Consider the following 23,490-nt stretch of genomic DNA (forward strand, 5'->3'; position numbering starts at 1 on the left):
CTGCGCGGCCGGCGCCGTGCGCGGCGGGCTCAGACCCAGCCGCGGCGGCGGAACCACGCCAGCGGCAACAGCATGCTCAGCGCGATCACGCCCAGCGCCCAGTAGTAGGCGTCGTGCCATTTCAGCTCGGGCATGTGCGCGAAGTTCATGCCCCAGATGCCGACCAGCACCGTCGGCGGAATGCCCACCACCGAGGCCACCGCCATCACCTTCATCACGTTGTTCTGGTCGACGTTGATCATGCCCAGCACGCTGTCGAGCAGGAACTCGATGCGGTCGTCCAGGTGCTGTTCGAACTCGATCAGGGTGGCCAGATCCTTGTGCAACAGGCCGATGCGCTTGGCCGCGTCCTCGCCGAACCAGTCCGGCGCCGCATCGTCCAGGTAGGTGGCCACGCGCAGCAGGCCGTGGCCGGCGTTGTGCATGCCGCCCAGGCGCCGGCCCATGTCGCCCACGTCGTGCAGCATCCGCTCCAGGTGCCGCGACTTGTGCCGCGCATGCGGCTTGGCGAACGCCGCACGCGTGGTCTCGGTGATCTGCGCCTCCAGCGCTTCCAGGCGATCGGCCAGGCGCCCGACCAGTTCGTCGAGCAGCCGCAGCAGCAGATCGTCGCTGCTGCGGCAGGGGCTGTGCTGCAACTGCGCGGCCACCGCATCCAGCGAGGCCATCGGCTGCTCGCGCTGGGTCACCAGCACCCGCGGCGACACCGCGAAACCGAGCGGCGCGGTCGGCCCGTCCTCGTCCTGGAAACGCGGCACGTTGAGGAACAGCACATCGCCCTCCAGCCGCACCCGGCTGCTGAACTCGATCTCGCCGATGGCCGCGCGCGTCGGCACCGCGAAACCGACCTTCTCGTCGACCTCGGCCAGCTCCGCCTCGCTCGGCCGGCATAGGTCCACCCAGCACACCGGCGTATCGGAGGTGCCGCCGAGGCGATGGATGGTGATCATCGGGACTGGCTCGCGCAGGAAAGGCCGCGAGCATCCGCCAGCCCGCGCGGAGCGTCAACGCCCGCGCGCACGCCGGTTCAGGCTAAGGCTCAGGCGCTGCGGCGCTTCAACGCATAACCCACGCCCAGCAGCAGGAACCACACCGGGCTGGCGAACAACGCCTGGCGGGTGTCGGCCTGCAGGGTCAGCAGCGCCAGTACGAAGGCGAAGAACGCCAGGCACACGTAGCACATGACCACGCCGCCGGGCATCTTGAACGCCGAGGCCGCGTGCAACTGCGGGCGCTTGCGCCGGTAGGCGATGTAGGCGCACAGGATCAGCGACCAGACGAACATGAACAGCACCGCGGCCAACGTGGTGACCAGGGTGAAGGCGGTGACCAGGTTCGGAATCAGGTACATCAGCACGGTGCCGCCGAGCAGGCAGGCGCAGGAGAACAGCAGGCCGCGCGCCGGCACCGCCGCGCGCGAGAGCCGGGCGAAGCCACGCGGCGCGTGGCGCTCCTCGGCCAGGCCGTAGAGCATGCGGCTGGTGGAGAAGATGCCGCTGTTGGCCGAGGACGTGGCCGAGGTCAGCACCACGAAGTTGATCAGGCTGGCCGCAGCCGGCACGCCGGCCAGCACGAACAGCTCCACGAACGGGCTCTTGCCCGGCACCACCTCGCGCCACGGCGTCACCGCCATGATCGCGACCAGCGCCAGCACGTAGAACACCAGGATGCGCACCGGGATCGAGTTGATCGCCTTGGGCAGGTTGCGGCGCGGGTCGGCGGTCTCGGCGGCGGTGGTGCCGACCAGCTCGATGCCGACGAAGGCGAACACCGCGATCTGGAAGCCGGCGAAGAACCCGCCCAGCCCCATCGGGAACATGCCGCCGTCGTTCCACAGGTTGGCCAGCGAGGCCACGTGCCCGGACGGCGACTGGAAGCCCCAGGCGACCAGGCCGGCGCCGGTGAGGATCAGCGCGCAGATGGCGACGATCTTGATCAGCGCGAACCAGAATTCCATCTCGCCGAACAGCTTCACCGTCACCAGGTTCAGCCCCAGCAGCAACAGCACGCACAGCATCGCCGGGATCCACGGCGCCAGCGTCGGGAACCAGAACTGCGCGTAGGCGGCGATCGCGATCACGTCGGCGATGGCGGTGATGATCCAGCAGAACCAGTAGGTCCAGCCGCAGAAGAACCCGGCCCATGGCCCCAGCAGGTCGGTGGAGAAGTCGATGAAGGACTTGTACTCCAGGTTCGACAGCAGCAGTTCGCCCATCGCGCGCATCACGAAGAACAGCATCACGCCGATGATCAGGTACACGAACAGGATCGACGGCCCGGCCAGGCTGATGGTCTTGCCCGAGCCCATGAACAGGCCGGTGCCGATCGCCCCGCCGATCGCGATCAGCTGCAGGTGGCGGTTGGAGAGGCTGCGCTGCAGGTGGTCGGGCTGGGCGGACGGATCGGTCATGGGCGCAGGCCATCGCGAGGGATTAGCCTGCAAACATAGAAGATGGCGGCAGCGCGCGCCAGCCGCGCGTGCGCGGGGTGGCGCCCGCGGCGGCGCGGACCGCGCCGCATGCCGCCGGGACGCCGAACGCTGCCGGACTCAGGCCAGCGCGCCGCCCTGCCCGATCGCAACGAAGCTGAAATCGCGGTCGGACTGGTTGCCGCCGCCGTCGCCGGTCTTCAGCAGCACCTGGCCCGCGTCCAGGCGGATGATCACCGCGTTGTCGCAGGTGTTGCCGTCGCCCGAGTAGATCTGGGTCACCGACACCCCGTCCAGCGCCTGGAACGGCGGCTGGAAGCTCACCAGGTAATGCCCGGTGCTGACGTGCGCCACCGTGTACCCCGCGCCGTTGCGGACCCCGCCGTCCGCGCCGACCACGCCCGCCACCACCCGCACGCCCGCATGGGTGGCGGCGTCGCGCAATTGTTCCATCGCATTGTTGATCATGCCGTTCTCCGATTTCGAAAGGAAAGTCCGATGGCGCGGTGACCGCTGCGCTCCGTCGCGGCCACCCGCCGCTGCCTGCCTCGTCCGTGAGCCGGCAGCATCGCCGCGCTGCGCGCGCGGCCGTATCGGCGATTTCCTGATCGGTGCCGGTGCGGCGACCGAGATCGGCTCAGGCGGGTGCGCTCACACCAGCTTGGTGCGCCGCCACCACCGCGTGACCTTCTCCTCGCGCACCAGAGTGAACAGCCCTGCGCCCAGGATCAGCGCGATGCCCACCGCCATCGGCCAGTCCAGGTGATCGTGGAACAGCCAGTAGCCGAAGCCGATCGCCCACAGCATCTGGCTGTACTGGGTCGGCGCCACCGCGCTGATCGGCGCCGACCGCGAGGCGTACATCATGAAGATCGCGGCCAGGCCGGCGAGCAGGCCGTAGCCGGCCAGCAGGATCCACTGCTGCCAGGTCGGCCAGACGAAGGTCGGCAGCATCAGCAGGCCGCCCATCAGCAGTGGGCCGAGCACGCCGGCGCCGTACAGGGTCAGGCGCTTCTCGCCGGGCCCGGCCATGCGCAGGCTGATCACCGACACCGCCCCGACCAGGCCGCAGACGATCGCCGCGACATGACCCTGGCCCAGGTGCCGGAACCCCGGCCGCAGCACCACCAGCACGCCGATGAAGCCGACGATCACCGCCAGCCAGCGCCGCCAGCGCACCTCCTCCTTGAGCAGCAGCACCGACAGCACGGTGACGAAGATCGGCATCAGGAAGATCAGCGCGAACGCCTCGGCCATTGGCAGCAGGGTGAACGCGGTGACCGCGGACAGATTGCCGGCCGCACCGGTGAACGCGCGCAGCAGCCAGATGCTGGGCCGCTGCGCCACCACCACCTCGCGCCAGCGATCGCCCGGCTTCTTCAGGAACGGCAGCGCGGACAGCATCAACAGCGCCCCGAAGAACACCACCTCGTAGGCCGGCAGCGATCCCTCCAGCCCCTTCACGAAGGCATCGCTGATCGAATAGGCGGCGTAACAGGCGAAACCGAGCAGCACACCCTTGAGCATCATGAGCCTCTTGCGATCGAACAGCGGCCCATACCGGGAGCACGGGAACCGGCGCCCATTATGCGGGGGAACGGAAGCAGCGACCGCACAAACCGTCCAAGACACGACAAATTCTTAAGCAATGCGTTGCTATAAGCCTCAGCGCAACCAAGGGTGCGCCCGCGGTTGCATCCAGGGAGCGGGAATTGCCTCCGTGTCAGGACGACGCAAACCCAAGACCGCCTCGTCGGCCTCCCTGCTGCCTTGAACCCAATCGCAACGCGTCCGTTGCGTGCAGCCAGAGACCGCCCGATGCCACCACTGCCACGTTGTCTGCCTTTCCTCCTTGCGGCAAGCCTGATCGGCTGCCAGCCGTCCGCGCAAACCACAGCGGCCAATCACGCCGCCAACGGCGGCGCGGACTCGCCGCCGCCTGCTGCAGCGACCGCCAAGACGCCCGCTTCGCCGGCGGCGTCCCTTTCCGGGGAGGCGTCCCTGCAACCCTTGCTCAAGCCGGGAGACCAGATCCTCGCCTTCAAACAGCACGACCTGACCGGCACCGGCGGGACCGATGCCGTCGCCATCGTCCGCCACGCCAATGCCGATGCATCAGGCAATACCTGCGAGCTGCTGGTCCTGCAACAGGCGAATGCGACATGGAGCGTGGCCGACCGTAGCCCGCAAGCGGTCGACTGCCTCTACAACGATGTGGCGCGCAACGCGAAGCGCCTGGACGACAACCTGAGTCTGAAGACGCAGGAAATCGTCTACGTCAACCAGCAGGCGCGCAGCAATGTCACCTACACGCTGAAGTACGACTCGGCCAAGAAAGCCTGGTATCTGGCGGAAGCGAGCAGCACGGCACCTGCAGAGAATCCGCAGAGCGGCGCGATGGAGGTCTTCCGCGGAACCGCAAGTTATCCGGCGGACTTCGCATGGACCCCGATCTCGCAGATCGACCCGGAAAAACTGCAGGACGCCATGGACAAGCACCGCGCCGTCGTCCAGTGATCCGATTCTAAGGAGAGAACCATGCCCCGTTTCAACGAAAGCTCGGCGCTGCTGCTCAAGACTGCGGTTGATTCCGGCATCACCTCGCCGACGGAACTGGCCAACCTGATGGGAAACGCCGCTGTCGAGACCGGCCACTTTCGCCGGATGCACGAGAACCTGGGCTATACCTCGGCCGACAGCGTGATCGCCGCGGTCTCCTCGGCCGATGACCGCTTCACCCGCAAGCAGGTGGAGGACGCCGTCGCCAGCCGCGACCCGCAGCGCATTGCCACCGTGATGTACGAAAACCGCGCCGATCTCGGCAATACCGAACCCGGCGACGGCTGGCGGTTTCATGGCCGCGGCTATCTGCAGTACACCGGCCGCGACAACTACGAGCGCTACGGCCAGCGCTTCAATGTCGATCTGGCCAACAACCCGGACCTGGCGGCCGAGCCGCAGACGGCGGCCAATCTCGCGGTGGCCTATTGGCGGGATCGCGTGCCGGAGAACCTGCGCGACAACGCCCGTGCAGCGGGCCGCATCATCAATGGTGGCGACAACGGTGCCAACGAACGCGTGCAGGCCGCGAACCAGTGGGCCCAGACCATCACACCCGAGCTGGTCGCCGACATCCAGAGCGGCAAGGTCTCGCTGCAGCAGTTGGCCAGCATGGGGGGAGATGAGCGCAACCAGCAGACCCGGGCACTGCAGGAACAGTTGGCTGAACTGGGCTACCGGGGCGCCGACGGCAAGCCGTTGAAGCCGGATGGCGATTTCGGACGCAATACGCGCCATGCCCTGAAAGAATTCCAGCGCGCGCATGGCCTGGATGACGATGCCGTTGTCGGACGCGACACACGGGCAGCTTTGGCCGAGGCCAAGCGCTCGCCCCTGCTCTCCGAAGCCACGCACGCCGACCATCCGTTCTTCAACGCACTGCGCGAACGCATGCCCGGCGCCACCGACGCGCAGGTCGCGCACACCCTGCAAGCGGCCAAGGCCGAGGGCATCCAGGGTCCCCAGCAACTGCAGACGGTCACGGTGCAGGACAAGGTTGCGTTCGTCGCCGGCACTACGCCGGGGTTTCGTGCGCGTGTCGATCTGGACCAGGTGCCGACGCTGCAGGAAAGCACCCGCCAGGTGGATGCGCAGAATCAGCAGCGCGATCAAGTATTGCAGCAGCCGGCCCCGCAACAGGAACCTGCGCAGGCACGCGGCGGCATGGCGCAGTGAACGAAGCTGCCGCGCAGCGCGCGGCGCCTGGGTCCCGGTGAGATATGCAGCGGAGAGCAAAGCGCTTCTGCCGAAGAAGCGCTTTGGTCCAGTGCCGCGATCCGCCCGGCGCGCCGCGCACGCATGGGCGGCAGATGCGGCCTCCGCCGCTCACAGCCATCCCCTGACGGGGCCACGTCGGTTACGATGCGCTCCCGCATCCGAGCCCCGTGCCGCGCCGTGGCGCCGGCAGATCCCACGTGACCCGCTATTCCGGCCCCCTGCTCACCCGTCCGCTCGCCGCCGCACTGCTCGCCGCGCGCGATGCCGGCGCCGCCACCTGGTCCGGTTCGCTGGACCTGGAGCGCAGTCAGGGTCAAGCATTGCTTGGCACTGAAAGTTGGCAGTGGCAGGGACGCGACTATCCGTATCCGGGCAAGCTCAAGGACCGCACGCTCTACTACTGGGACGGCGAGGAATTCGCCGCGGTGTCGCGCTTCGGTGGCGCGCTGATCAAGCTGGTGCCGACCGAGTGGGGCGCGCCGACCTTCGAGATCGACGGCATCAAGATGTTGCCCAGCGCGCAGCTGTCGCCGTTCGAGGACGCACGGCGCAAGGTGGCGCTGGTGGAACCGCGCGGCAAGCAGGTGCTGGATACCTGCGGCGGCCTCGGCTATTTCGCCGCCTGCGCACTGGAGGCCGGCGTGGCGCGGCTGCACTCGTTCGAGAAGAACGCCGACGTGCTGTGGCTGCGCACGCTCAATCCGTGGTCGCCGGATCCGGCCGCCAGCGACGGTCGCCTGCAGCTCACCCATGGCGATGTCGGCGCCGCCATCGGCGGCATCGCCGACGCATCGATGGACGCGATCCTGCACGACCCGCCACGCTTCGGCATCGCCGGCGAACTCTACGCACAGACCTTCTACGACCAGCTCGCGCGGGTCCTGCGCCGCGGCGGCCGGCTGTTCCACTACACCGGCACGCCGAACAAGCTCACCAGCGGCCGCGACGTGCCACGCGAGGTGGCCAGGCGCCTGGAGAAGGCCGGCTTCGCCGCGCAACTGGCGCTGGACGGGGTGCTGGCCACGCGCCGCTGAGGCGGCGTCGCGACCGACGCGTCAGATCGAGGCGAGCAGGTGCTCGCGCAACCAGCGGTGCGCCGGATCGCGGTGCACGCGCTCGTGCCAGAGCATGGCCATTTCGTAGCCGGGCAGTTCCAGCGGTGGCGCGCACACCCGCAGGCCGGGCTGGTCGCGCACCAGGCGCTCGGGCAGCATCGCCACCAGGTCGCTGCGCTGGAGTGCGGCGACCACGAACTGGAAGTGCGGCACCGATAGCACCACCCGCCGCTGCAGGCCGTGCGCGCGCAAGGCCGCATCGGTGACGCCGCTGAAACCGCCGCCATCGGGCGAGACGATGACGTGTTCGAGCGTGCAGAACTGCGCCAGGCTCGGCCGCCGGCGCAACCGCGGATGACCGGCACGGCCGACCAGCACGTAGCGCTCGGCGAACAGCGTGCGCCGGCGCAGGCCGGGTGGCGCGTCGGCGACGGTGTGCAGGGCCAGGTCGATCTGGCCCTGTTCGGCCTGCTGCGCGATCGTCGGCGGCGCCAGCTGCAGCACCGCCAGTTGGGTGCCCGGCGCCACCCGCCGCAAGGCGGCGATCGCCGGCAGCAGCACGGTGGAGGCGCCGTAGTCGCTGGCCGCCACCCGCCACAGCGTCTGTGCGCGCGCCGGATCGAACGGCGCGTCCGGTGCCACCGCCTGTTGCAGCGCCTGCAAGGCCTCGCGCAACGGGGCGCGCAGCGCTTCGGCGCGGGCGGTGGGGCGCATGCCGCGCGGCCCCGGCAGCAGCAACGGATCGCCCAGCGCCTCGCGCAACTTGGCCAGGTGCACGCTGACCGAGGGCTGCGACAGATGCAGGCGCGCCGCGGCGCGGGTCACGTTGTGGGTGTCGAGCAACGTGTCCAGGGTCAGCAGCAGATTGAGGTCCAGGCGCCGCAGATCAACCATGGCAATAGCGACTATCAAGGCAATTCATTTCCACTATAGCGGAGCGCGGCCTAGCGTGGAGACCTTCCCTCACCGAGAACCCGCATGAACGTCCTGCTGGTCTATGCCCACCCCGAACCCGCCTCGCTCAATGGCGCCCTCAAGCAGGTGGCGGTGCACCGCCTGCAGGCCGCCGGCCATCGCGTGCAGGTGTCGGACCTGTATGCAATGAACTGGAAAACCACCGTCGACGCGCAGGACAGCCTGGATGGCGCCGCGGAGGCCCGCTTCGATCCCTCGCGCGACTCGCGGCGCGCCTTCGCCAGCGGCCGCCAGCGCGCAGACATCGCCGCCGAGCAGGACAAGCTGCGCTGGGCCGATGCGGTGCTGCTGCAGTTCCCGCTGTGGTGGTTCTCGATGCCGGCCATCCTCAAGGGCTGGGTGGATCGGGTGTACGCCTGCGGCTTCGCCTACGGCGTCGGCGAACATTCCGACACGCACTGGGGCGACCGCTACGGCGAAGGCATGTTGGCCGGCAAGCGCGCGATGCTGATCGTCACCGCTGGCGGCTGGGAATCGCACTACGCGCCACGCGGCATCAACGGCCCCATCGACGACCTGCTGTTCCCGATCCAGCACGGCATCCTGCATTACCCGGGCTTCGACGTATTGGCGCCGTTCGTGGTCTACCGCAGCGGCCGCATGGATGCGCCGCGTTTCGCGCAGACCAGCGCGGCGCTGGGCGAACGGCTGGACACGCTGTTCAGTACCGCGCCGATCGCGTTCCGCAAGCAGAATGCAGGCGATTACGCGATCCCGGCACTGACGCTGCGGGAGGGTCTCGCGCCCGGCCGCAGCGGCTTCGGCATCCATGTGGACGACATGGACGCGCAAGTGGCAACAACCTCCGACCGCACAGCGTCGACGCCGGCGACGTAGGCGCGGTGCCGGCAGCGCACCTGTAGGATGCAGGCGACCGCCACTCCGTTGGAACCGCCGCGCCGATGTCCACCGCCGTCTTCGTCCGCCTGCTGACCGTGTGCGCAGCCGCCTTGCTCGGCGCCTGCGCCACGCAGGCGCCGCGCATGCCCGAGCGCACGCCCAGCGAGGTCAAGGCCGACATCGCCCGGCGTATCCCGGCCACGGTGCCCGATCGCCGCGGCTGGGCCGACGACGTCTACGTGGCCCTGGCCTCGCAGAACCTGCCCACCAGCGCCGACAGCATCTGTGCGGTCCTTGCGGTCATCGAACAGGAATCGACCTACCAGACCAACCCACCGGTACCGGGCCTGGGCAAGATCGCACGAGCGGAACTGCAACGGCGCGCGGCGGCGGTGCATTTGCCGGCGTTCGCGCTGGATGCGGCGCTGCAATTGCGCGGGCCGGATGGGCGCAGCTATGCCGAGCGTCTGGCCGCCGCGCGCACAGAGCAGGATCTCAGCACCATTTTCGAGGACATCGCCGGCAGCGTGCCGCTGGGCCAGCGCCTGTTCGGCGACCTCAACCCGGTGCACACCGCCGGGCCGATGCAGGTGAGCATCGCCTTCGCGCAGACGCATACCGACGGCTATCCGTATCCGCTGAGCGACGGCGTACGCCACGCGGTGTTCAGCCGCCGCGGCGGCATCTGGTTCGGTACCCGCCACCTGCTCGGCTACCCCAACGAAGCGACGATGCTGTATCGCTTCGCCGACTTCAATGCTGGCTGGTACGCCAGCCGCAATGCCGCGTTCCAGGCCGCGCTGGCGCGCGCCAGCGGCATCTCGCTCGCCCTCGATGGCGATCTGCTGACGCCCGGCGCCGACCTCGACGCCCCCGGCGCCACCGAACGCGCTGCACGCAGCCTGGGCACGCAACTGGGCATGGACGCGCGCACGATTCGCGGCGCGTTGCAGCGCGGCAGCGAGGCGGATTTCGCCGACAGTGCGCTGTATCGCCAGGTGTTCGCACTGGCCGACCGCGATGCCGGCAAGCCGCTGCCGCGCGCGGTGCTGCCGGGCATCGCCCTGGAAAGCCCGAAGATCACCCGCACGCTCACCACCGCCTGGTTCGCGCAGCGCGTGGCCGAGCGCTGGCAGCGTTGTCTGGCCAAGTGACGCCGCGACGCACCGATGGCAGCGCATTACTTCGGCTTGCGCAACGCCATCAGCGCCCAGCCCGTGGCGATGGCCAGTGCCAGCAACACGAGGCAGACCACGCTGTCCCACGCGATCGAGAACCAGTAGTGGCCGGGATCGGTCGCCAGCAGATAGATCCGTTTCGGTCCGGCTCTCGGTACGCTGATGTACACGCCGCTCTGCAGTGCTTTCGCCAGCAGGTACAGCTTCATCGCGGCGCTCGCCACCATGACCGCCGCCATCAACACCAACACCGGCCGTTCCAGACGCGCGACCAGCCGTTGCAGGCGCGTGGGTGTCGGCATGGGCGGGGGCGGTCGTCGTTGGCGTTTGCCCATGGCTTCTTCGCCTGCGCTAGGCACTGCAGTCTAGAGCGATGCCGGAGAACGCCGGCACAACGCGCCGCAGCGCACACCGCGACGCGCCTCGCCTGCGCCGACGCGCCAGCACTAGCCCACCGCGCGCTGCCCTGGCGCGCCGAGCAGGCCGATCCGGCGGAACCACAGTTCCAGCGGCACCGTAACCAGCGGCGGCAGTGCCGCCAGCAAACTCAGTGCCCACGCCCACCAGGGCCAACGCAGCCGCAGCGCGGCGAGCAGGCTGGCGGCCACGTACAGCAGGAACGCCACGCCATGCAGGCGACCGAACAGCCACACGCCCAGTTCGGTGGTCTGGGTGCCGTACTTGAGCAACATGCCGAGCAGCAGGCCGGCCCAGGTCAGGCCTTCGAACACGGCGGCAGCGGCGAACAGCCGGCCCACCGGCGACAACGGAGAAGAAGACAGGGACACGCGCGACTCCAGTGAGGGAACAAGGCCGCGACGCGATGGCGGCGGCGACGCCCGCTGGCAGTGGCATTGTAGAGCGTGTGTTCACGCCTGGCGCACAAGCGTGTCGCGCCACGGTAGGCATGCGCCAGGCACGCCAATCAGATCGATCCGTCACCCGCTGGCCGGCAGTGCGACGCAGCGCACCGTCGCAGCGCTCAGCGGCGCTGTTCCAGCACCGCCACGTCGTCGGGCGCCAGCCGCACCATGTCGCTGCTCGGCGCCGGACCCAGCAGCGAACGCATCGCTACCGGCAACCGCACGGCGTGCGCGACGGTGCCGTGGTTGATCAGCACCAGGATGCGACGCGCGCCATCGCTGCGCACGCCCACTTCCACGTCGTCCGGCACGTCGGCCAGCGGCGCGTGCACATCGGCATCGCGCAGCCAATCGCCGGTGAGGCGGTCGAGAGTGGCATCGTCGAACCAGCCACCGACGTAGCTGATGCGGCCCTTGCCGACACACCGGGTCAGCAGCGCCGGCGCGCCGTCCAGCCAGCCATTGGCGGTGCCGTACTGCAGCGGTGCGGTGGTGTCGGCAGCGGTGGCCTGCAACTGTTCGGCCCAGATCCTGGCGCTGCCGTCGGCGCCCGCGCCGACCAGCGGGATCGGCTTGTCCAGCGCGTAGAACTGCTCCACGCGTCCGCCGAGCAACGCCGCCAGCGGGCCGGGCTGGCGCTGCGGATGCAGGCCGTTGTCGATGTTCTTCATGCCGCTGCGCGGCCCCAGCACCAGGTGCCCACCGTGTTCGACATAGGCCTTCAGCCGCTGCGCCTGCGCCTCGGTCAGCACGTTCAGCGCCGGCGCCACCACCAGCTTGTAGCGCTCCAGCGGCGCCATCGCCGAGACCACGTCGACCACCTGCGCCTGCTGCCGCAGCGGACGGTAGAAGCTCTTCATCTGCACGACCGGATCGAAGTCGGCCGCGTGCTTCTGGAAGCCGATCGCCCAGCGGCTGTCGAAGTCGTTGATCAGCGCCACCTGCGCCTGCGGCGTGGTGCCGGCCAGCGCCGGACCGGCCTTGGCGAACTCGGCGCCGACCTGCTGGATCTCCGCATACACCGGCACCGGTGCGCCATCGGCGCCGACCAGGGTGCCGTGGTATTCCTCCTGGCCGTTGGGTGCGGCGCGCCACTGCCAGTACGAGACCGCATCGGCACCATGCGCCACCGCCTGCCACGCCATCGCCCGCACCTGGCCCTTGCGCAGGGCGACGTTGGTCGCGCGCCAGTTGACGAAGCCCGGCTGGGTTTCCATCACCCAGTAGTTGCGCTGCTTGTAGCCGCGGGTCAGATCGTGGCGGGCGGCGTTGTCGACCCAGTCGTAGCGCTCGCCGGCCACGTAATCGTCCCAGGCGGCGATGTCGAGCACGCCGTGCACGGTGTAGGCATCGAAGCCGGCGAACCAGCCCATGGTGTTGGTGGTGATGAACTGGCGCGGATCGGCGTGCGGGCGGATCGCGTCGATCTGATTGCGCGAGTAGTCGGTCCAGGTGTCGCTGACGAAGCGCTTCCACTCCAGCAACAGCGCCGGATTTTCCTCGTCCTCGCGCACCGGGATCTGCGCGAAATCGTTGTAGGTCTGGCTCCAGTACGCCGTGGCCCAGCGCTGGTTGAGCGCCTCGATGCTGCCGTACTTGCGCTGCAGCCAGGCGCGGAACTGCGCCTTGGCCTCGGGGTCGAACGAGGACTGGGCGTACTCGTTGTCCAGTTGCCAGCCGACCACATGCGGGTTGTGCCCGTAGCGCTGCGCCATCTGTTCGGCGATGGCATGCGCAAAGCGCCGGTAGCGGGTGCTGGCGAAGGAGAACTGCTGGCGGTTGCCGTGCTCGTCGCGCACGCCGTCCTGGCTAACCCGCAAGGTGTCCGGATAGGCCTGGGTCAACCACGCCGGCGGCGCCGCGGTCGGCGTGCCCAGCACCACCACCATGCCATGCCGCGCAGCCGCGGCGATGGCGCGGTCCATCCAGTCGAAATCGTACTGCCCCTCGCGCGGCTCCATCCGGCTCCAGGCGAACTCGCCGATCCGCACCACGCGCACGTGCGCCGCCTGCATCAGCGCCAGATCGTGCTCCCACTGCGCCTCCGGCCACTGCTCCGGATACCAGGCCACGCCCAGCAACAGCGGCGCGACGTCGCGATAGCGGGTGGCCTGCGCCTGTGCCAACAGCGGCAGGCAGAGCAGGATCGACAGCATCGCAGCGAACAGGGCAACGCCGCAGCGTTGCGGAATACGGAACAGTGGCATGCGCAACACCTTCGCAAGAGGAAACGCCGGCACGCCCTCTGCGCTCTGCCAGCGCCTGCATTGTGCGCAGTTTTGGCGTGCGCGCACTTGTGCATCTTGCGGCGTTTGCACGCGCAACTGCGCACAATCCGCAGGCGTCTCCCTCGCTACGCAGCGGCGCAAGCACCCACGCTGCATCGCGTCATCCGGCGTGGCATGCGCGCCGTACGGACTGAGGACACGGTTGCGCTCGCCTTGCGCCACCGGTCTCACTTGCCGGGTTTGGACGATGGCGACATTGAAATGGTCATCTGCGCTGGCTAGCGTCACGCCTCCCCCACCGTTGGACACATCATGAAGACCCCCCACTTGCTCGGCACCTTGCTCGCCGCGGCCGCCACGCTGTTCTCGGCCGGCGCCGCCCTGGCACAGACCGTCACCGTCACCCCGAGCGAGGTCCACCAGACCATCCAGGGCTTCGGCGGCATGAACGGCGCCGGCTGGATCGCCGATCTCACCCCGGCCCAGGTCGACCTGGCGTTCGGCAGCGACACCGGACAGATCGGCCTGTCGATCATGCGCATGCGCATCGATCCGTCCAGCTCCGGCTGGAGCCAGCAGGTGCCCTCGGCGGTGCGGGCCCGCGCGCACGGCGCGGTGCTGCTGGCCACGCCGTGGTCGGCACCGGCCTACATGAAGTCCAACAACACCCTCAACAATGGCGGCAAGCTGCTGTCGCAGTACTACGATGCCTACGCCAAGCACCTGCTGGACTTCACCGCCTACATGGACAGCAAGGGCGCGCCGATCTACGCCCTGTCGCTGCAGAACGAGCCGGACTGGCATCCGGACTACGAGTCGGGCGACTGGAACGGCACCGACTTCCTCAACTTCATCAGCGCGCAGGGTGCGAAGTTCGGCAAGTTCAAGCTGCTCGCCGCCGAGTCGCTGGGCTTCAACACCGCGCTGACCGACCCGGTGCTCAACAGCAGCGCCGCTCAGTACCTGTCCATCGTCGGCGGGCACCTTTATGGCGTACAGCCCAAGGACTACCCGCTGGCGCGCAGCAAGGGCAAGCAACTGTGGATGACCGAGCACTACACCGACAACACCGACGGCAACGCCTGGCCGTCGGCGCTGGGTGTGGCCAGCGAACTGCACAACAGCATGCTGGCGAACTACAGCGGCTATATCTGGTGGTACATCCGCCGCAGCTACGGGCTGATCGCCGAGAACGGCACGGTGAGCAAGCGCGGCTACGTGATGTCGCAATACGCGCGCTTCGTGCGCCCGGGCTCGGTGCGCATCGGCGCCACCGCCGCGCCGTACAACGACGTCGCCGTCAGCGCCTACAAGACCCCGAGCGGCAAGCTGGTCCTGGTGGCGGTCAATACCGGCACCCAGCATCGGCAGATCACCGTGCGCGTGCCCGCCGGCAGCGCTACCGCGTTCACCAAGTACAGCACCTCGTCCACTCTCAACGTCGGCTACGGCGGCAAATACAGCGTTGCGTCGGGCCAGACCGTCGTCTACGTCGACCCGCAGAGCGTGGCGACGCTGGTGGGCGAGTGATCGGCACGATGGTTTGAATTTGTTGGATCGACCCGCGGCAGCCGAGCACTGCCGCGGGTTGGTTTCTCCTACTGCCTAGCTGCGTCATCGCGGTGCCACGCCTTGCGCGTCGGTACCGCGATACGCGCCAGCGATCAGCCCAGCTTGGCCAGGAAACCCAGCAGCGCCTGATTGAACTCCTCGGCATGGCTGGTATTGCAGCCGTGCGGCGCATCCTTCAGCAGCACCACGTCGCTGCCGGCGATGGCGCGATGGGTGCGCTGGCCGGAGCCTTCGTACGGCACGGTGGCATCGGAATCGCCGTGCAGCACCAGGGTCGGCACGTCGACCTTCTTGAGATCCTCGCGGAAATCGGTGGTGCCGAACGCCTGCATGCAGCCCAGCGCCGCGGTCTGGTCGCTTTGCAGGCACAGCGCGATCGCTTCCTGGCGCTGCGCCTCGCTGACCTTCAGCGTGCCGTGGGCGCTGAAGAAGCCGCGGGTGAAGTCGTCGAAGAAGGTTTCGCGCGAGGCCTTCAGCCCCTGCTCCATCTCCTGCGCCTGCTCCTTGCTGAGCGGCCCTTCCGGGTTGTCGTCGGTCTTGAGCATGTAGGGCGGCACCGCGGAGGCGAACACCACCCCGGCCAGCTTCCCGGTGCCATGCTTCGCCACGTAGCGCGCCACCTCGCCGCCGCCCATCGAGAACCCGACCAGCACCGCATCGCGCAGTTGCTTGTCCTCAAGGATGCCGGCCAGATCATCGGCCAGGGTGTCGTACTCGTAACCGTCGGCCGGCTTCTCCGAACGGCCGAAGCCGCGGCGATCGTAGGCGATGACCCGGTAGCCGGCCTGCTGCAGCGGACCGACCTGGTCCTTCCACGCCTCGGCCGACAGCGGCCAGCCATGGATCAGGATCACCGGACGACCGGCACCGCCGGTATCTTCGACATGCAGACGGACGCGTGCGCTGGTGGCAGCCATTGGCAAGACCTCGTGGTGGGGAGTCGCGGCAGCTTCCGCTGTCGTATGTCCGGCCCGCGTGAGCGCCGTGTGTCGGGGCGTTTAACGCGGCGCGCGGCGCTCAACCGATCCGCGGCAGGGCGCGGGTCAGCTGTGCCAGCGCATCCCGCGCGATGTTGTGGAATGCCGCGGACATGTGCGCGTCGGCGATGACGCGCTCCCAGGACGTCACCGCCATGCCGGCCGCTGCGCGCCAGTCGTCGCGCTGGTCCGGCTACGGCAGCGCCCAGGCGCTCCGCACCCACCAGGCTCCGCCAGCCATTGCGCGGCACCTGCGGCGCGAACAGCCATCAGTCAACGCGCCAGGCCACATCCACGCCGGAAGACGACACGGAGCCCGCGCGAACGCACAACGTCGGGCCTCGCGCACGCCTGCGATCGAATAGATACATGAATAGATAATCGACTGACGCAGGGCACGGTCTTGCCTGCTTCTCTTGGTTTTTTGCATCCATGCGTCAATCCAGAACGCCAGCCGTGAATAGACTGATGAATAGATACTTGCACCGATCGGTCGCTTCGATGTCTCGAAACGACCGATCGCGAGCGCCTGCTGGCGCTCGCCCGATCAAACGATCAACACGGTCACGCAAGCGCGCCTGTCATCACGTCCAGTTGTCGTTGCCGAAGTCGCCATCGTCCTGGAAGTCCTGGCCCATGTCCTGCTGCGGCGTGTCGTCGTAGTAGTTGTTGGTGATGTTCTCGACCACCGTCTCCTGCGGCGCGCCGCCGCCGAACAGGCCGCCGCCGTGGTGGCCGCCCAGCAGGCTTTCCACGCCCTCGAACAGGAACATGCCGCCGGCCACGCCAGCCGCGGTGGTGGCCGCGCTGCTGAGGAAGCTGGGGCCACGCGCGGGGGCCGGAGCCGGCGCCGGCTCCGCGGCCGCAGCGCCACCACCGAACCAGCGCTCGCGCCAGCCGGGCGCGCCGGCGCCCGCGGCGCCTGCGGCAGGCGCCGGCGGCAACGGCGGCGGCGCCGCGTTGAAGCCCTGGCCCAGGAAGCTGGCCGGCGGCGGCGGGGGCGTGGCCGCCTGCTGCAGCTGCGCGATCTGCGCCTTGGCGGCCTCCAGCGCGTGCTCCAGCAGCAGGGTGCGCTGCACCAGCAGATACGCGGCATCGGGTTGATCGGCCAGGCGCGCGTGGATCAACGCGTCGGCCTGTGGATCTTTGGCCACCCCGCCGGCGCTGCGCAGGCGCGCCAGGAAGTCTTCGAGAAGCTGCTGTTCTTGCGGAGTCATACCCGTACCTGGATGCGATGACCGGCCCAGTGCCGGCACGGCACGGTATGGGCATCGCCCGGGCGGCGCCAAGGGCATGGTCTCCGCGCCAGTGCGCCGGCATTCATGCAGGCGCCGTCGCTGCGGAGCCTGCTGCGCATGACTTTCGACAGATCCGGACACTACGCGACTTGACTACATTTGTAGTTAAGCGGGACGGAGAGCACCGATGGACGGACGCAACACGCGATGGGCAACCGCATTGGGCTTGGCCCTGCTGGCAGCGGCCCCGGCCTGGGCCAGCGAACAGTGGATCGTGGCGACGGATCTGTGGGGCAACCGGCTGTACCAGACACTGGAGCTGGATGCGCACGGCGACCGGCTGCAGGGACGGCTGGACGCCGACCCCGTCCAGGGCACCCGCACCGGCAATGCGATCGCGTTCACCGCCACCGGCGCCGACGGGCGCCTGTCCCGCTTCGACGGACGCGTGGATGGCGCGCGCATGCAAGGCCACAGCACGCGCCCCGATCCCAATGCTGACGACGTTCGCGCCGCCCACACCTTCGACGCCTGGCGCGTCCCGGCACGCACGAGCGCGGTGGCGCAGATGCACGTGTTCGTGCCCCGCGACTACGCCAACACCTTCAGCGCCGACCGTGCGCCGGCGCTGCTGCTGTGGCCGGGCGACAGCGTGCGCACCCAGACCCTGGACTCCGGCGGCGTGGATGCCGATGGCAAAACCCGCGCCCTGTTCGGCAACCCGCAGGTCGGCCCGTTCTTCGTCGTCGGCGCCGAGCCCGGGGACATGCTCGCCGTGCACCTGGTGGCACTGCGGCTCAATCGCGACACCGCCGACAGCCTCGACGGCCTGGTCGGCCGCCTGCAGACGCCGTACATGGCCACGCAGGCGGCCGGGCTCGGCAAACATGTGCGCTGGCGCCTGGACCGCGATGCCGGGACAGCCCGGCCGCTCGATGCCGAAGGCGCGATGCGCACGTTCGCCGTGCCGGTGCAGCCGATGCTCGGCGGGCTGGCGGCGGCACCCGGATTCGGCAGCGCCGCGCTGTCCACCGGCGATACCGGCGTCGGCGGCGGCAACATGGATTTCAACGCGGTGGTGGCGGGCAGCACGGTGTACCTGCCCGTGCAGCAGCCCGGCGCGCTGCTGTATCTGGGCGATGGCCATGCCGTACAGGGCGACGGCGAAACCACGCAGTGGGCACTGGAAACCTCGCTGGACGTCGAGTTCCGCGTGGAGCTGGTGAAACATCATCCGATCGCGATGCCACGCGTGGAATCCCCCGAGCAGATCGCGGTGCTGGGCCAGGCCGGTTCCAGCGACGACGCACTGCGCCTGGCCACCTCCGGCCTGTTGCGCTGGCTGCAGCAGGACTACGGCCTGTCGCTGGCGCAGGCCACACAAGTGCTGGGCGTCGCCGCCCGCTATCGCGTGGCCAACCTGGCCGGACGCAGCGTCGGCGTGGCCGCCAGCATCGACAAGGCGGTGCTGCGCACCTTGCAGCCGCTCGCATCTCCAACATCGGACCAGACCGAACAGTCGTCGGCGAGATAGCGCTGCACGCGCACGCCGATCCGCACTATTTCGACTTCGCCGCGTCGGCTCCCGACGCATCGCGCGGCAAACGCGCGGCCCACATGTTGTCGACCAGGTTCGGATACGGGCGACCGTTCTCCTCGGCGCGCTGTTTCGCTGCTTCCTTTTGCGACGCTGACAACGGCTGGCTGCGCTGGCCGCGCGGATTCGGCTTCTTCCACGGAGGCGTCTTGGACGAGGGCATGGGCGTCATGGTGAGTCGAAAGATGCCATCGTGATCCCGTTATGCGTGGGTGGGTGGTGAAGGACCGTGCCCTACGCTATTCGGAATCCACCCCGGCCAGCGCAAACACCCACCGCGGCACCACAGGCTCGCCCGCATAGAAGTTCTTGGGCTTGTCCTCGGCCATCGCCCAGCGGTGCAGCCAGCTGATGCCGCCGGCGCCGGTGTAGCCCTCGGCGTGGGTGTAGGCGGGATCGCGCAGCGCCTCATCCAGCCCGATGAAGGTATAGCCGCGGCGGCGCGTGGCCGCGACCAGATCCGGGAAGGCGGCAGCGTTGAGCGCGTTGGCGTGCATCAGCCACACCTGCGGGATGCGGCGGCCGAACAGGGCCTGCGATTCGCGCTCGAAGAAATCCAGCTTGTTGAGCATGTACGGCACGTAGCCCTTGCGCAGCCGCAGCAGCATGGCGTCGCGTGCCGGGCCAGGCGGCTCGTCCAGCACATGCGCGTAGGCGAACGCCCAGACCCATTCGCCACTGTCCACGGTGACCGGCGCAATGCGGTAGCCGTGCGCGGCCAAGAACGCGTTGACGGCCTCGCGATCGGCGACGCTGCGGCCGGTCGCCAGGTACGGATGACGGAACCACTGCAGCGACTGGCCACGTTCGGCGAGCAACGGCCGCAAGGTGCGCTCGCCACGTACGACCGCGTCCTCGTACGTCGGCACGCCGACCTTGTGCAGGTTCAAGTGACCATAGGTGTGGTTGCCCAGCGCATAGCCCGCGTCCAGCCAGTCGCGCAGCATCGCCACGCGTTGCGGCTGCACCTGGCCGCCCTGCTCGAGCTTGTCCTCGTTGACGAAGCCGACGATGGGCACCTGCGCCTGCCGCAGCGCCGCCATCAACTGCGCATGCAGCACCGGCAACTGCGCTGGCGGCGTCTGCTCGATGCGCTGCCACGGCAGGTCGTCGATGGTCACCGCGATGCGGCGCGTGTCGTCCTGGGCCTGGGCAAGCACGGCGACGCACAGCAGGGCCGGCAGCAACAGGCAGCGAAGTACTCTCATCGGACGCCCCCAGTATGGACTTGCCAGTCTATACGCACACAGGCGGAGGACACCAAGGAGCACCTATCAGCTGATTGCGCGCCCTGCCTGGCCGATTCACCTGCAAGAGCCAGGCACCGAAGATTCAATGCCCTGCGTGTGCGTTGCCACGATCCTGCGAGCAGGATAAAGGAGAGCGGCGTTCCATGTTCCGAGCCAGCACCCCGACCAGTTGCTCGCGCGCCAAGCGCTTTCGTGCAGGCGACAGGGCCGGCAGGATCTCCACAAGCGCATCGCTGAGCGGCAGCGACCAGGTCGCCTTTGGGCCATCCATCTCTTCATTTCTTCGGCCACCTGGCATGCCGTGGATCCACGCCAGCATGAACGGCTTCTGCGACTGCGAATGGAACACCAGCGGCGCCCCATGTTCGGGCACGATGCGGACCGTCATGGACGGGCTATCGTCGGTCCATGGGATAGTTTCGCGATAGAGTCGTTCGAGCGCTGTCCTCACGCTGCCCGCAGTCGCTATTGCGGCGCGCCACTGACGTTGCTGCAGAGGTGAGCAATCCCCAGCAGCGAACAGCGTATTGCGAATTCTGGCGATCGTCTCCGGTGCCATCACCCGCTGCTGCACTACGCCCAGCCCGGTCGCGCGATCGATGCGGGGAGCGCGCGCCGCCGCGAACAACGCCATCACCTTGTCCGTGGCGACCCGCTGTTCGGCGTGCTTCGCACCCTCCTTGTCCGTCCACCGCATGACGAACCCCATGCCATTGCGCGCCGGAACCAAGTGGAAACGTTCATCGACGTATCCCCACCCCATGTACGTGTACTGGATCGAGACCGAGGCGACCCTGATCGGCTCTTGCCGCCTGACCGGCGCTTGAGCACGGCCGGCGGCGAACAAGCAGAGTGAAGCCAAGGCGATGACGACGAACAATGCGCGACGCATACGATTCCCCCTAGGGCAGGCAAGGTAGTTCACCTCTTATGAGGAGGGAAGAGGGGCGGTTAGATCGACGGCCAAGACCGAGTGCCGGCAACACCCCTACGGCGAGAACCACGACATGGTGAGCGACACGTAGCAGATGGAGCGGACCCGGCGTGGAGGCACCATCCAGCGCTGCGCCTGCAACTGGACCTGCGCTCCGACGAGATCATCTGGGTCGCGTCACGTTGTCTCGCTCACCCGGCTCGAAGTCCCTGCCGGGCGTTCCAGCGTAGTGAGGCTCCACGTCGGCGCTTGCCCGACGTCCGCGTATCGGGCGTCCGCACAGCGGACGAAACGCATCGGCATCTCGATCGCAGAGCGCCGTGACGCCCAGACGACGACACCGAATTGCTGTTCATTTTCGAGCCAGCCACTGCGCCGGCATCCGCGTAACCTTGCCCGCCTCCCACGTTCGTTTCGTGCCAGGCGCCTTCGATGTCTCCTGCTTCGTCTTCGCATACGCCGCTGTCGCCGGCGCCCTCGCTCGCGCCTGCGTTGGCCGCCGCGCACATGCCGCGCCGGTTCGCGCCACTGGACCGGCGCGTGTTGCGTCTCTGCGCCTTGGCGCTGCTGGTCGGCGCACTGGTGGCACTGGCCGCGCACGTGCTGATCGCATTGATCGCGCTCGCCACCAACCTCGCCTACTACGGCCGCTGGAGCATCGAAGCGGCCAGCCCCGCCGGGCACCACCTCGGCGCGTGGGCGATCGGGCTGCCGGTAGTCGGCGGCCTGATCGTCGGCGCGATGGCGCGCTGGGGATCGCGTGCAATCCGTGGCCACGGCATTCCGGAAGCGATGGAACAGATACTGCGCAACGAAAGCCGCATCCCGCCACGGATGATCTGGCTCAAGCCGCTGTCTTCCGCGGTGGCCATCGGCACCGGCGGGCCGTTTGGCGCGGAAGGGCCGATCATCGCCACCGGCGGCGCGCTAGGCTCGCTGTTCGGGCAATGGCTGCGTGTCACCGCCGACGAACGCAAGGTCCTGCTCGCCGCGGGCGCGGCTGCCGGCACCGCGGCGGTGTTCGCCGCGCCGATCTCCGCGGTGCTGCTGGCGATCGAACTGCTGCTGTTCGAATGGCGCGCGCGATCGCTGACCCCGGTGGCGCTGGCCGCGGCGGTCGGCGCCGGCGCGCATCTGGCGCTGGAAGGCAGCGCACCGATGTTCGCGGTGCCGGCGCTGGCCGCACCAGATGCGCTGGCAGTGATGGCCTACGTGGCGCTCGGCCTGCTCTGCGGTCTCGCCGGTGTCGGCATCACCAAGCTCACCTATGCCATCGAGGATGGTTTCGAGCGCCTGCCCATCCACTGGATGTGGTGGCCGGCGCTCGGTGGCATTGCCGTCGGGCTGATCGGCTGGTGGATGCCGCTCACCCTCGGTGTCGGTTACGACAACATCGCCGGTGCCATCACTGGCCACCTGGCGGTCTCGACCCTGCTGGCGCTGTGCGCAGCCAAGTTGTTGTCGTGGTCGATCGCGCTGGGCAGCGGCACCTCCGGCGGCACCCTGGCGCCGCTGTTCACCATCGGCAGTGCGCTGGGCGGCGTGCTCGGCGCGGTGCTGGCGGCGCAGGCTCCTTGGTTGCACGTGGACCCGCACATGGCCGCACTGGTATGCATGGCCGCGGTGTTCGCCGGCGCCTCGCGCGCCTTCCTGACCTCGGTGCTGTTCGCCTTCGAGACCACCCAGCAGCCGCATGCGCTGCTGCCGCTGCTCGGCGCCTGCGCCGCGGCCTACCTGGTGTCGGGCCTGAGCATGCGCCACACCATCATGACCGAGAAGATCGCACGCCGCGGCGTACGCGTGCCCAGCGACTACGCCGCCGATTTCCTCGACCAGATCGCCGCCGGCGACGCCTGCAGCCGTGAGGTGGTGACGCTGCGCAGTGACGAATCCCTGCGTGCCGTGCGTGCACGTATCGCCTCGGGCGATGCAGCCTTCAAGCATCAGGGCTTCCCGGTGCTGGATGCTGTCGGGCACCCGATCGGCATGCTCACCCGCCGCGACCTGCTCGACCCGCAGCACCACGACGACCTGCGCCTGGCCGCCTTGCTCAGCCGTCCACTTCTGGCCGTGCGCGAGGATCACTCGCTGCGCGAGGCCGCCGACCATATGGTGGAAGCCGAGGTCGGCCGCCTGGTGGTGCTCGGCCGCAACGCACCACATGGCATGGTCGGCATCCTCACCCGTGGCGATCTGCTGGCTGCGCATGCACAGCGGCTGCGCCAGGCGCGGGATGCGCAACACCGAAGGCGCGGAGTGTCGGCGGACACGGCTCGCTGAACGACACCTCGCCTTGCCCTCGTTTTTTGCGGGGCGCGGCCCGACACTACCTCAGCGCCTTCCGGTATCGCTGTAAGTATCGACCGCGATCGCCATTCTCCACGCGTCACACATCCCATGGGTCGTAGGAGCGGCTTCGGCCGCGACTGCCTCACGGGAAAGCCCGTCGCGGCTGAAGCCGCTCCTACACGCGCGCTTCCGGTGGCCTTGGGCTGCCTGAAGAGCCTCTCAAATAGCGTGGTCTCTGCACCCCACAGAGACACCTCGCTCTCTTGTAGGAGCGGCTTCAGCCGCGACA

At 68.6% G+C, this 23,490-nt stretch carries 21 protein-coding genes; 8 read left to right on the forward strand and 13 right to left on the reverse strand.

Annotation, left to right across the window (positions count from 1 at the left end):
* Nucleotides 1-29: 29 nt before the first annotated feature.
* The 4 genes from PG878_RS18740 to PG878_RS18755 form a co-directional block, all read right to left on the reverse strand.
* The gene (locus tag PG878_RS18740) at nt 30-950 is read right to left on the reverse strand and encodes a CorA family divalent cation transporter (RefSeq protein WP_209031513.1); all 921 of its coding nucleotides are present in this window, start codon (nt 948-950) and stop codon (nt 30-32) included.
* An 89-nt stretch (nt 951-1,039) separates the two neighbouring features.
* Nucleotides 1,040-2,410 (reverse strand): D-serine/D-alanine/glycine transporter, encoded by a 1,371-nt coding sequence (gene cycA, locus PG878_RS18745; RefSeq protein ID WP_010340292.1) that lies wholly within the window; start codon nt 2,408-2,410, stop codon nt 1,040-1,042.
* Between the two features lie 138 nt (nt 2,411-2,548).
* Nucleotides 2,549-2,896 (reverse strand): hypothetical protein, encoded by a 348-nt coding sequence (locus tag PG878_RS18750; protein ID WP_209031512.1) that lies wholly within the window; start codon nt 2,894-2,896, stop codon nt 2,549-2,551.
* 183 nt (nt 2,897-3,079) lie between these two features.
* Entirely contained in the window at nt 3,080-3,955 is an 876-nt protein-coding gene (locus PG878_RS18755) for a DMT family transporter (protein ID WP_010340290.1), read from the reverse strand.
* Between the two features lie 291 nt (nt 3,956-4,246).
* Between PG878_RS18755 and PG878_RS18760 the strand changes: the two genes are divergently transcribed.
* The 3 genes from PG878_RS18760 (at nt 4,247) to PG878_RS18770 (ending at nt 7,239) form a co-directional block, all read left to right on the forward strand.
* The gene (locus PG878_RS18760; protein WP_244663878.1) at nt 4,247-4,945 is read left to right on the forward strand and encodes a hypothetical protein; all 699 of its coding nucleotides are present in this window, start codon (nt 4,247-4,249) and stop codon (nt 4,943-4,945) included.
* Nucleotides 4,946-4,966: 21 nt separating this feature from the next.
* Nucleotides 4,967-6,163, forward strand: coding sequence for a peptidoglycan-binding protein (locus tag PG878_RS18765; protein ID WP_209031511.1), 1,197 nt, complete (start codon nt 4,967-4,969; stop codon nt 6,161-6,163).
* 239 nt (nt 6,164-6,402) lie between these two features.
* Nucleotides 6,403-7,239 carry a class I SAM-dependent methyltransferase gene (locus PG878_RS18770; protein ID WP_209031510.1) on the forward strand — a complete coding sequence of 279 codons (837 nt, stop codon included), beginning with the start codon at nt 6,403-6,405 and terminating at the stop codon, nt 7,237-7,239.
* Nucleotides 7,240-7,260: 21 nt separating this feature from the next.
* Here the strand turns inward: PG878_RS18770 and PG878_RS18775 are convergent, their stop codons facing one another.
* Nucleotides 7,261-8,154 carry a LysR family transcriptional regulator gene (locus PG878_RS18775; protein ID WP_209031509.1) on the reverse strand — a complete coding sequence of 298 codons (894 nt, stop codon included), beginning with the start codon at nt 8,152-8,154 and terminating at the stop codon, nt 7,261-7,263.
* Between the two features lie 84 nt (nt 8,155-8,238).
* Between PG878_RS18775 and PG878_RS18780 the strand changes: the two genes are divergently transcribed.
* Both PG878_RS18780 and PG878_RS18785 read left to right on the forward strand, forming a co-directional pair.
* The gene (locus tag PG878_RS18780; RefSeq protein ID WP_209031508.1) at nt 8,239-9,072 is read left to right on the forward strand and encodes an NAD(P)H-dependent oxidoreductase; all 834 of its coding nucleotides are present in this window, start codon (nt 8,239-8,241) and stop codon (nt 9,070-9,072) included.
* A 65-nt stretch (nt 9,073-9,137) separates the two neighbouring features.
* Nucleotides 9,138-10,229, forward strand: coding sequence for a DUF1615 domain-containing protein (locus PG878_RS18785; RefSeq protein WP_209031507.1), 1,092 nt, complete (start codon nt 9,138-9,140; stop codon nt 10,227-10,229).
* Between the two features lie 26 nt (nt 10,230-10,255).
* Here the strand turns inward: PG878_RS18785 and PG878_RS18790 are convergent, their stop codons facing one another.
* The 3 genes from PG878_RS18790 to PG878_RS18800 form a co-directional block, all read right to left on the reverse strand.
* The gene (locus PG878_RS18790; RefSeq protein WP_209031506.1) at nt 10,256-10,555 is read right to left on the reverse strand and encodes a hypothetical protein; all 300 of its coding nucleotides are present in this window, start codon (nt 10,553-10,555) and stop codon (nt 10,256-10,258) included.
* A 144-nt stretch (nt 10,556-10,699) separates the two neighbouring features.
* Entirely contained in the window at nt 10,700-11,020 is a 321-nt protein-coding gene (locus tag PG878_RS18795; protein WP_209031614.1) for a DUF3817 domain-containing protein, read from the reverse strand.
* A 215-nt stretch (nt 11,021-11,235) separates the two neighbouring features.
* A complete protein-coding gene (locus tag PG878_RS18800; RefSeq protein ID WP_209031505.1) occupies nt 11,236-13,323 on the reverse strand; it encodes a beta-galactosidase in 2,088 nt (695 codons plus the stop codon).
* A gap of 330 nt (nt 13,324-13,653) precedes the next feature.
* On the opposite strand from PG878_RS18800, the gene PG878_RS18805 reads away from it, so the two are divergent.
* Nucleotides 13,654-14,874, forward strand: a complete 1,221-nt coding sequence (locus PG878_RS18805; protein ID WP_425611787.1) for a glycoside hydrolase family 30 beta sandwich domain-containing protein — start codon at nt 13,654-13,656, stop codon at nt 14,872-14,874.
* Between the two features lie 134 nt (nt 14,875-15,008).
* Here the strand turns inward: PG878_RS18805 and PG878_RS18810 are convergent, their stop codons facing one another.
* Complete coding sequence (locus PG878_RS18810; RefSeq protein WP_209031503.1) at nt 15,009-15,833, reverse strand: alpha/beta fold hydrolase; 825 nt, start codon at nt 15,831-15,833, stop codon at nt 15,009-15,011.
* Nucleotides 15,834-16,477: 644 nt separating this feature from the next.
* Nucleotides 16,478-17,110: a DUF2076 family protein gene (locus tag PG878_RS18815; protein WP_209031502.1), complete on the reverse strand. Its 633-nt coding sequence runs from the start codon at nt 17,108-17,110 to the stop codon at nt 16,478-16,480.
* Nucleotides 17,111-17,318: 208 nt separating this feature from the next.
* Between PG878_RS18815 and PG878_RS18820 the strand changes: the two genes are divergently transcribed.
* Nucleotides 17,319-18,665 (forward strand): acetamidase/formamidase family protein, encoded by a 1,347-nt coding sequence (locus PG878_RS18820; protein WP_209031501.1) that lies wholly within the window; start codon nt 17,319-17,321, stop codon nt 18,663-18,665.
* A gap of 25 nt (nt 18,666-18,690) precedes the next feature.
* Here the strand turns inward: PG878_RS18820 and PG878_RS18825 are convergent, their stop codons facing one another.
* From PG878_RS18825 to PG878_RS18835, 3 genes are all read right to left on the reverse strand, one after another.
* On the reverse strand, nt 18,691-18,891 hold the full coding sequence (locus PG878_RS18825) for a hypothetical protein (protein ID WP_209031500.1): 201 nt from the start codon (nt 18,889-18,891) through the stop codon (nt 18,691-18,693).
* A 76-nt stretch (nt 18,892-18,967) separates the two neighbouring features.
* Nucleotides 18,968-19,936: a polysaccharide deacetylase family protein gene (locus PG878_RS18830; protein ID WP_209031499.1), complete on the reverse strand. Its 969-nt coding sequence runs from the start codon at nt 19,934-19,936 to the stop codon at nt 18,968-18,970.
* A gap of 124 nt (nt 19,937-20,060) precedes the next feature.
* The gene (locus PG878_RS18835) at nt 20,061-20,858 is read right to left on the reverse strand and encodes a hypothetical protein (protein WP_209031498.1); all 798 of its coding nucleotides are present in this window, start codon (nt 20,856-20,858) and stop codon (nt 20,061-20,063) included.
* A gap of 561 nt (nt 20,859-21,419) precedes the next feature.
* Between PG878_RS18835 and PG878_RS18840 the strand changes: the two genes are divergently transcribed.
* On the forward strand, nt 21,420-23,192 hold the full coding sequence (locus PG878_RS18840) for a chloride channel protein (protein ID WP_209031613.1): 1,773 nt from the start codon (nt 21,420-21,422) through the stop codon (nt 23,190-23,192).
* Nucleotides 23,193-23,490 lie beyond the last annotated feature (298 nt).

Origin of the sequence: Xanthomonas hawaiiensis, from assembly GCF_031834635.1 — a bacterium.
In the GTDB taxonomy this organism is placed as follows: Bacteria; Pseudomonadota; Gammaproteobacteria; order Xanthomonadales; family Xanthomonadaceae; genus Xanthomonas_A; species Xanthomonas_A sacchari.

Bases quoted from the DNA above. Each gene is read 5' to 3' on its own strand.
- PG878_RS18740 (WP_209031513.1), bottom strand. From the start codon at position 950: ATGATCACCATCCATCGCCTCGGCGGCACCTCCGATACGCCGGTGTGC.
- cycA (WP_010340292.1), bottom strand. From the start codon at position 2,410: ATGACCGATCCGTCCGCCCAGCCCGACCACCTGCAGCGCAGCCTCTCC.
- PG878_RS18750 (WP_209031512.1), bottom strand. From the start codon at position 2,896: ATGATCAACAATGCGATGGAACAATTGCGCGACGCCGCCACCCATGCG.
- PG878_RS18755 (WP_010340290.1), bottom strand. From the start codon at position 3,955: ATGCTCAAGGGTGTGCTGCTCGGTTTCGCCTGTTACGCCGCCTATTCG.
- PG878_RS18760 (WP_244663878.1), top strand. From the start codon at position 4,247: ATGCCACCACTGCCACGTTGTCTGCCTTTCCTCCTTGCGGCAAGCCTG.
- PG878_RS18765 (WP_209031511.1), top strand. From the start codon at position 4,967: ATGCCCCGTTTCAACGAAAGCTCGGCGCTGCTGCTCAAGACTGCGGTT.
- PG878_RS18775 (WP_209031509.1), bottom strand. From the start codon at position 8,154: ATGGTTGATCTGCGGCGCCTGGACCTCAATCTGCTGCTGACCCTGGAC.
- PG878_RS18780 (WP_209031508.1), top strand. From the start codon at position 8,239: ATGAACGTCCTGCTGGTCTATGCCCACCCCGAACCCGCCTCGCTCAAT.
- PG878_RS18785 (WP_209031507.1), top strand. From the start codon at position 9,138: ATGTCCACCGCCGTCTTCGTCCGCCTGCTGACCGTGTGCGCAGCCGCC.
- PG878_RS18790 (WP_209031506.1), bottom strand. From the start codon at position 10,555: ATGCCGACACCCACGCGCCTGCAACGGCTGGTCGCGCGTCTGGAACGG.
- PG878_RS18800 (WP_209031505.1), bottom strand. From the start codon at position 13,323: ATGCCACTGTTCCGTATTCCGCAACGCTGCGGCGTTGCCCTGTTCGCT.
- PG878_RS18810 (WP_209031503.1), bottom strand. From the start codon at position 15,833: ATGGCTGCCACCAGCGCACGCGTCCGTCTGCATGTCGAAGATACCGGC.
- PG878_RS18815 (WP_209031502.1), bottom strand. From the start codon at position 17,110: ATGACTCCGCAAGAACAGCAGCTTCTCGAAGACTTCCTGGCGCGCCTG.
- PG878_RS18820 (WP_209031501.1), top strand. From the start codon at position 17,319: ATGGACGGACGCAACACGCGATGGGCAACCGCATTGGGCTTGGCCCTG.
- PG878_RS18825 (WP_209031500.1), bottom strand. From the start codon at position 18,891: ATGCCCTCGTCCAAGACGCCTCCGTGGAAGAAGCCGAATCCGCGCGGC.
- PG878_RS18830 (WP_209031499.1), bottom strand. From the start codon at position 19,936: ATGAGAGTACTTCGCTGCCTGTTGCTGCCGGCCCTGCTGTGCGTCGCC.
- PG878_RS18840 (WP_209031613.1), top strand. From the start codon at position 21,420: ATGCCGCGCCGGTTCGCGCCACTGGACCGGCGCGTGTTGCGTCTCTGC.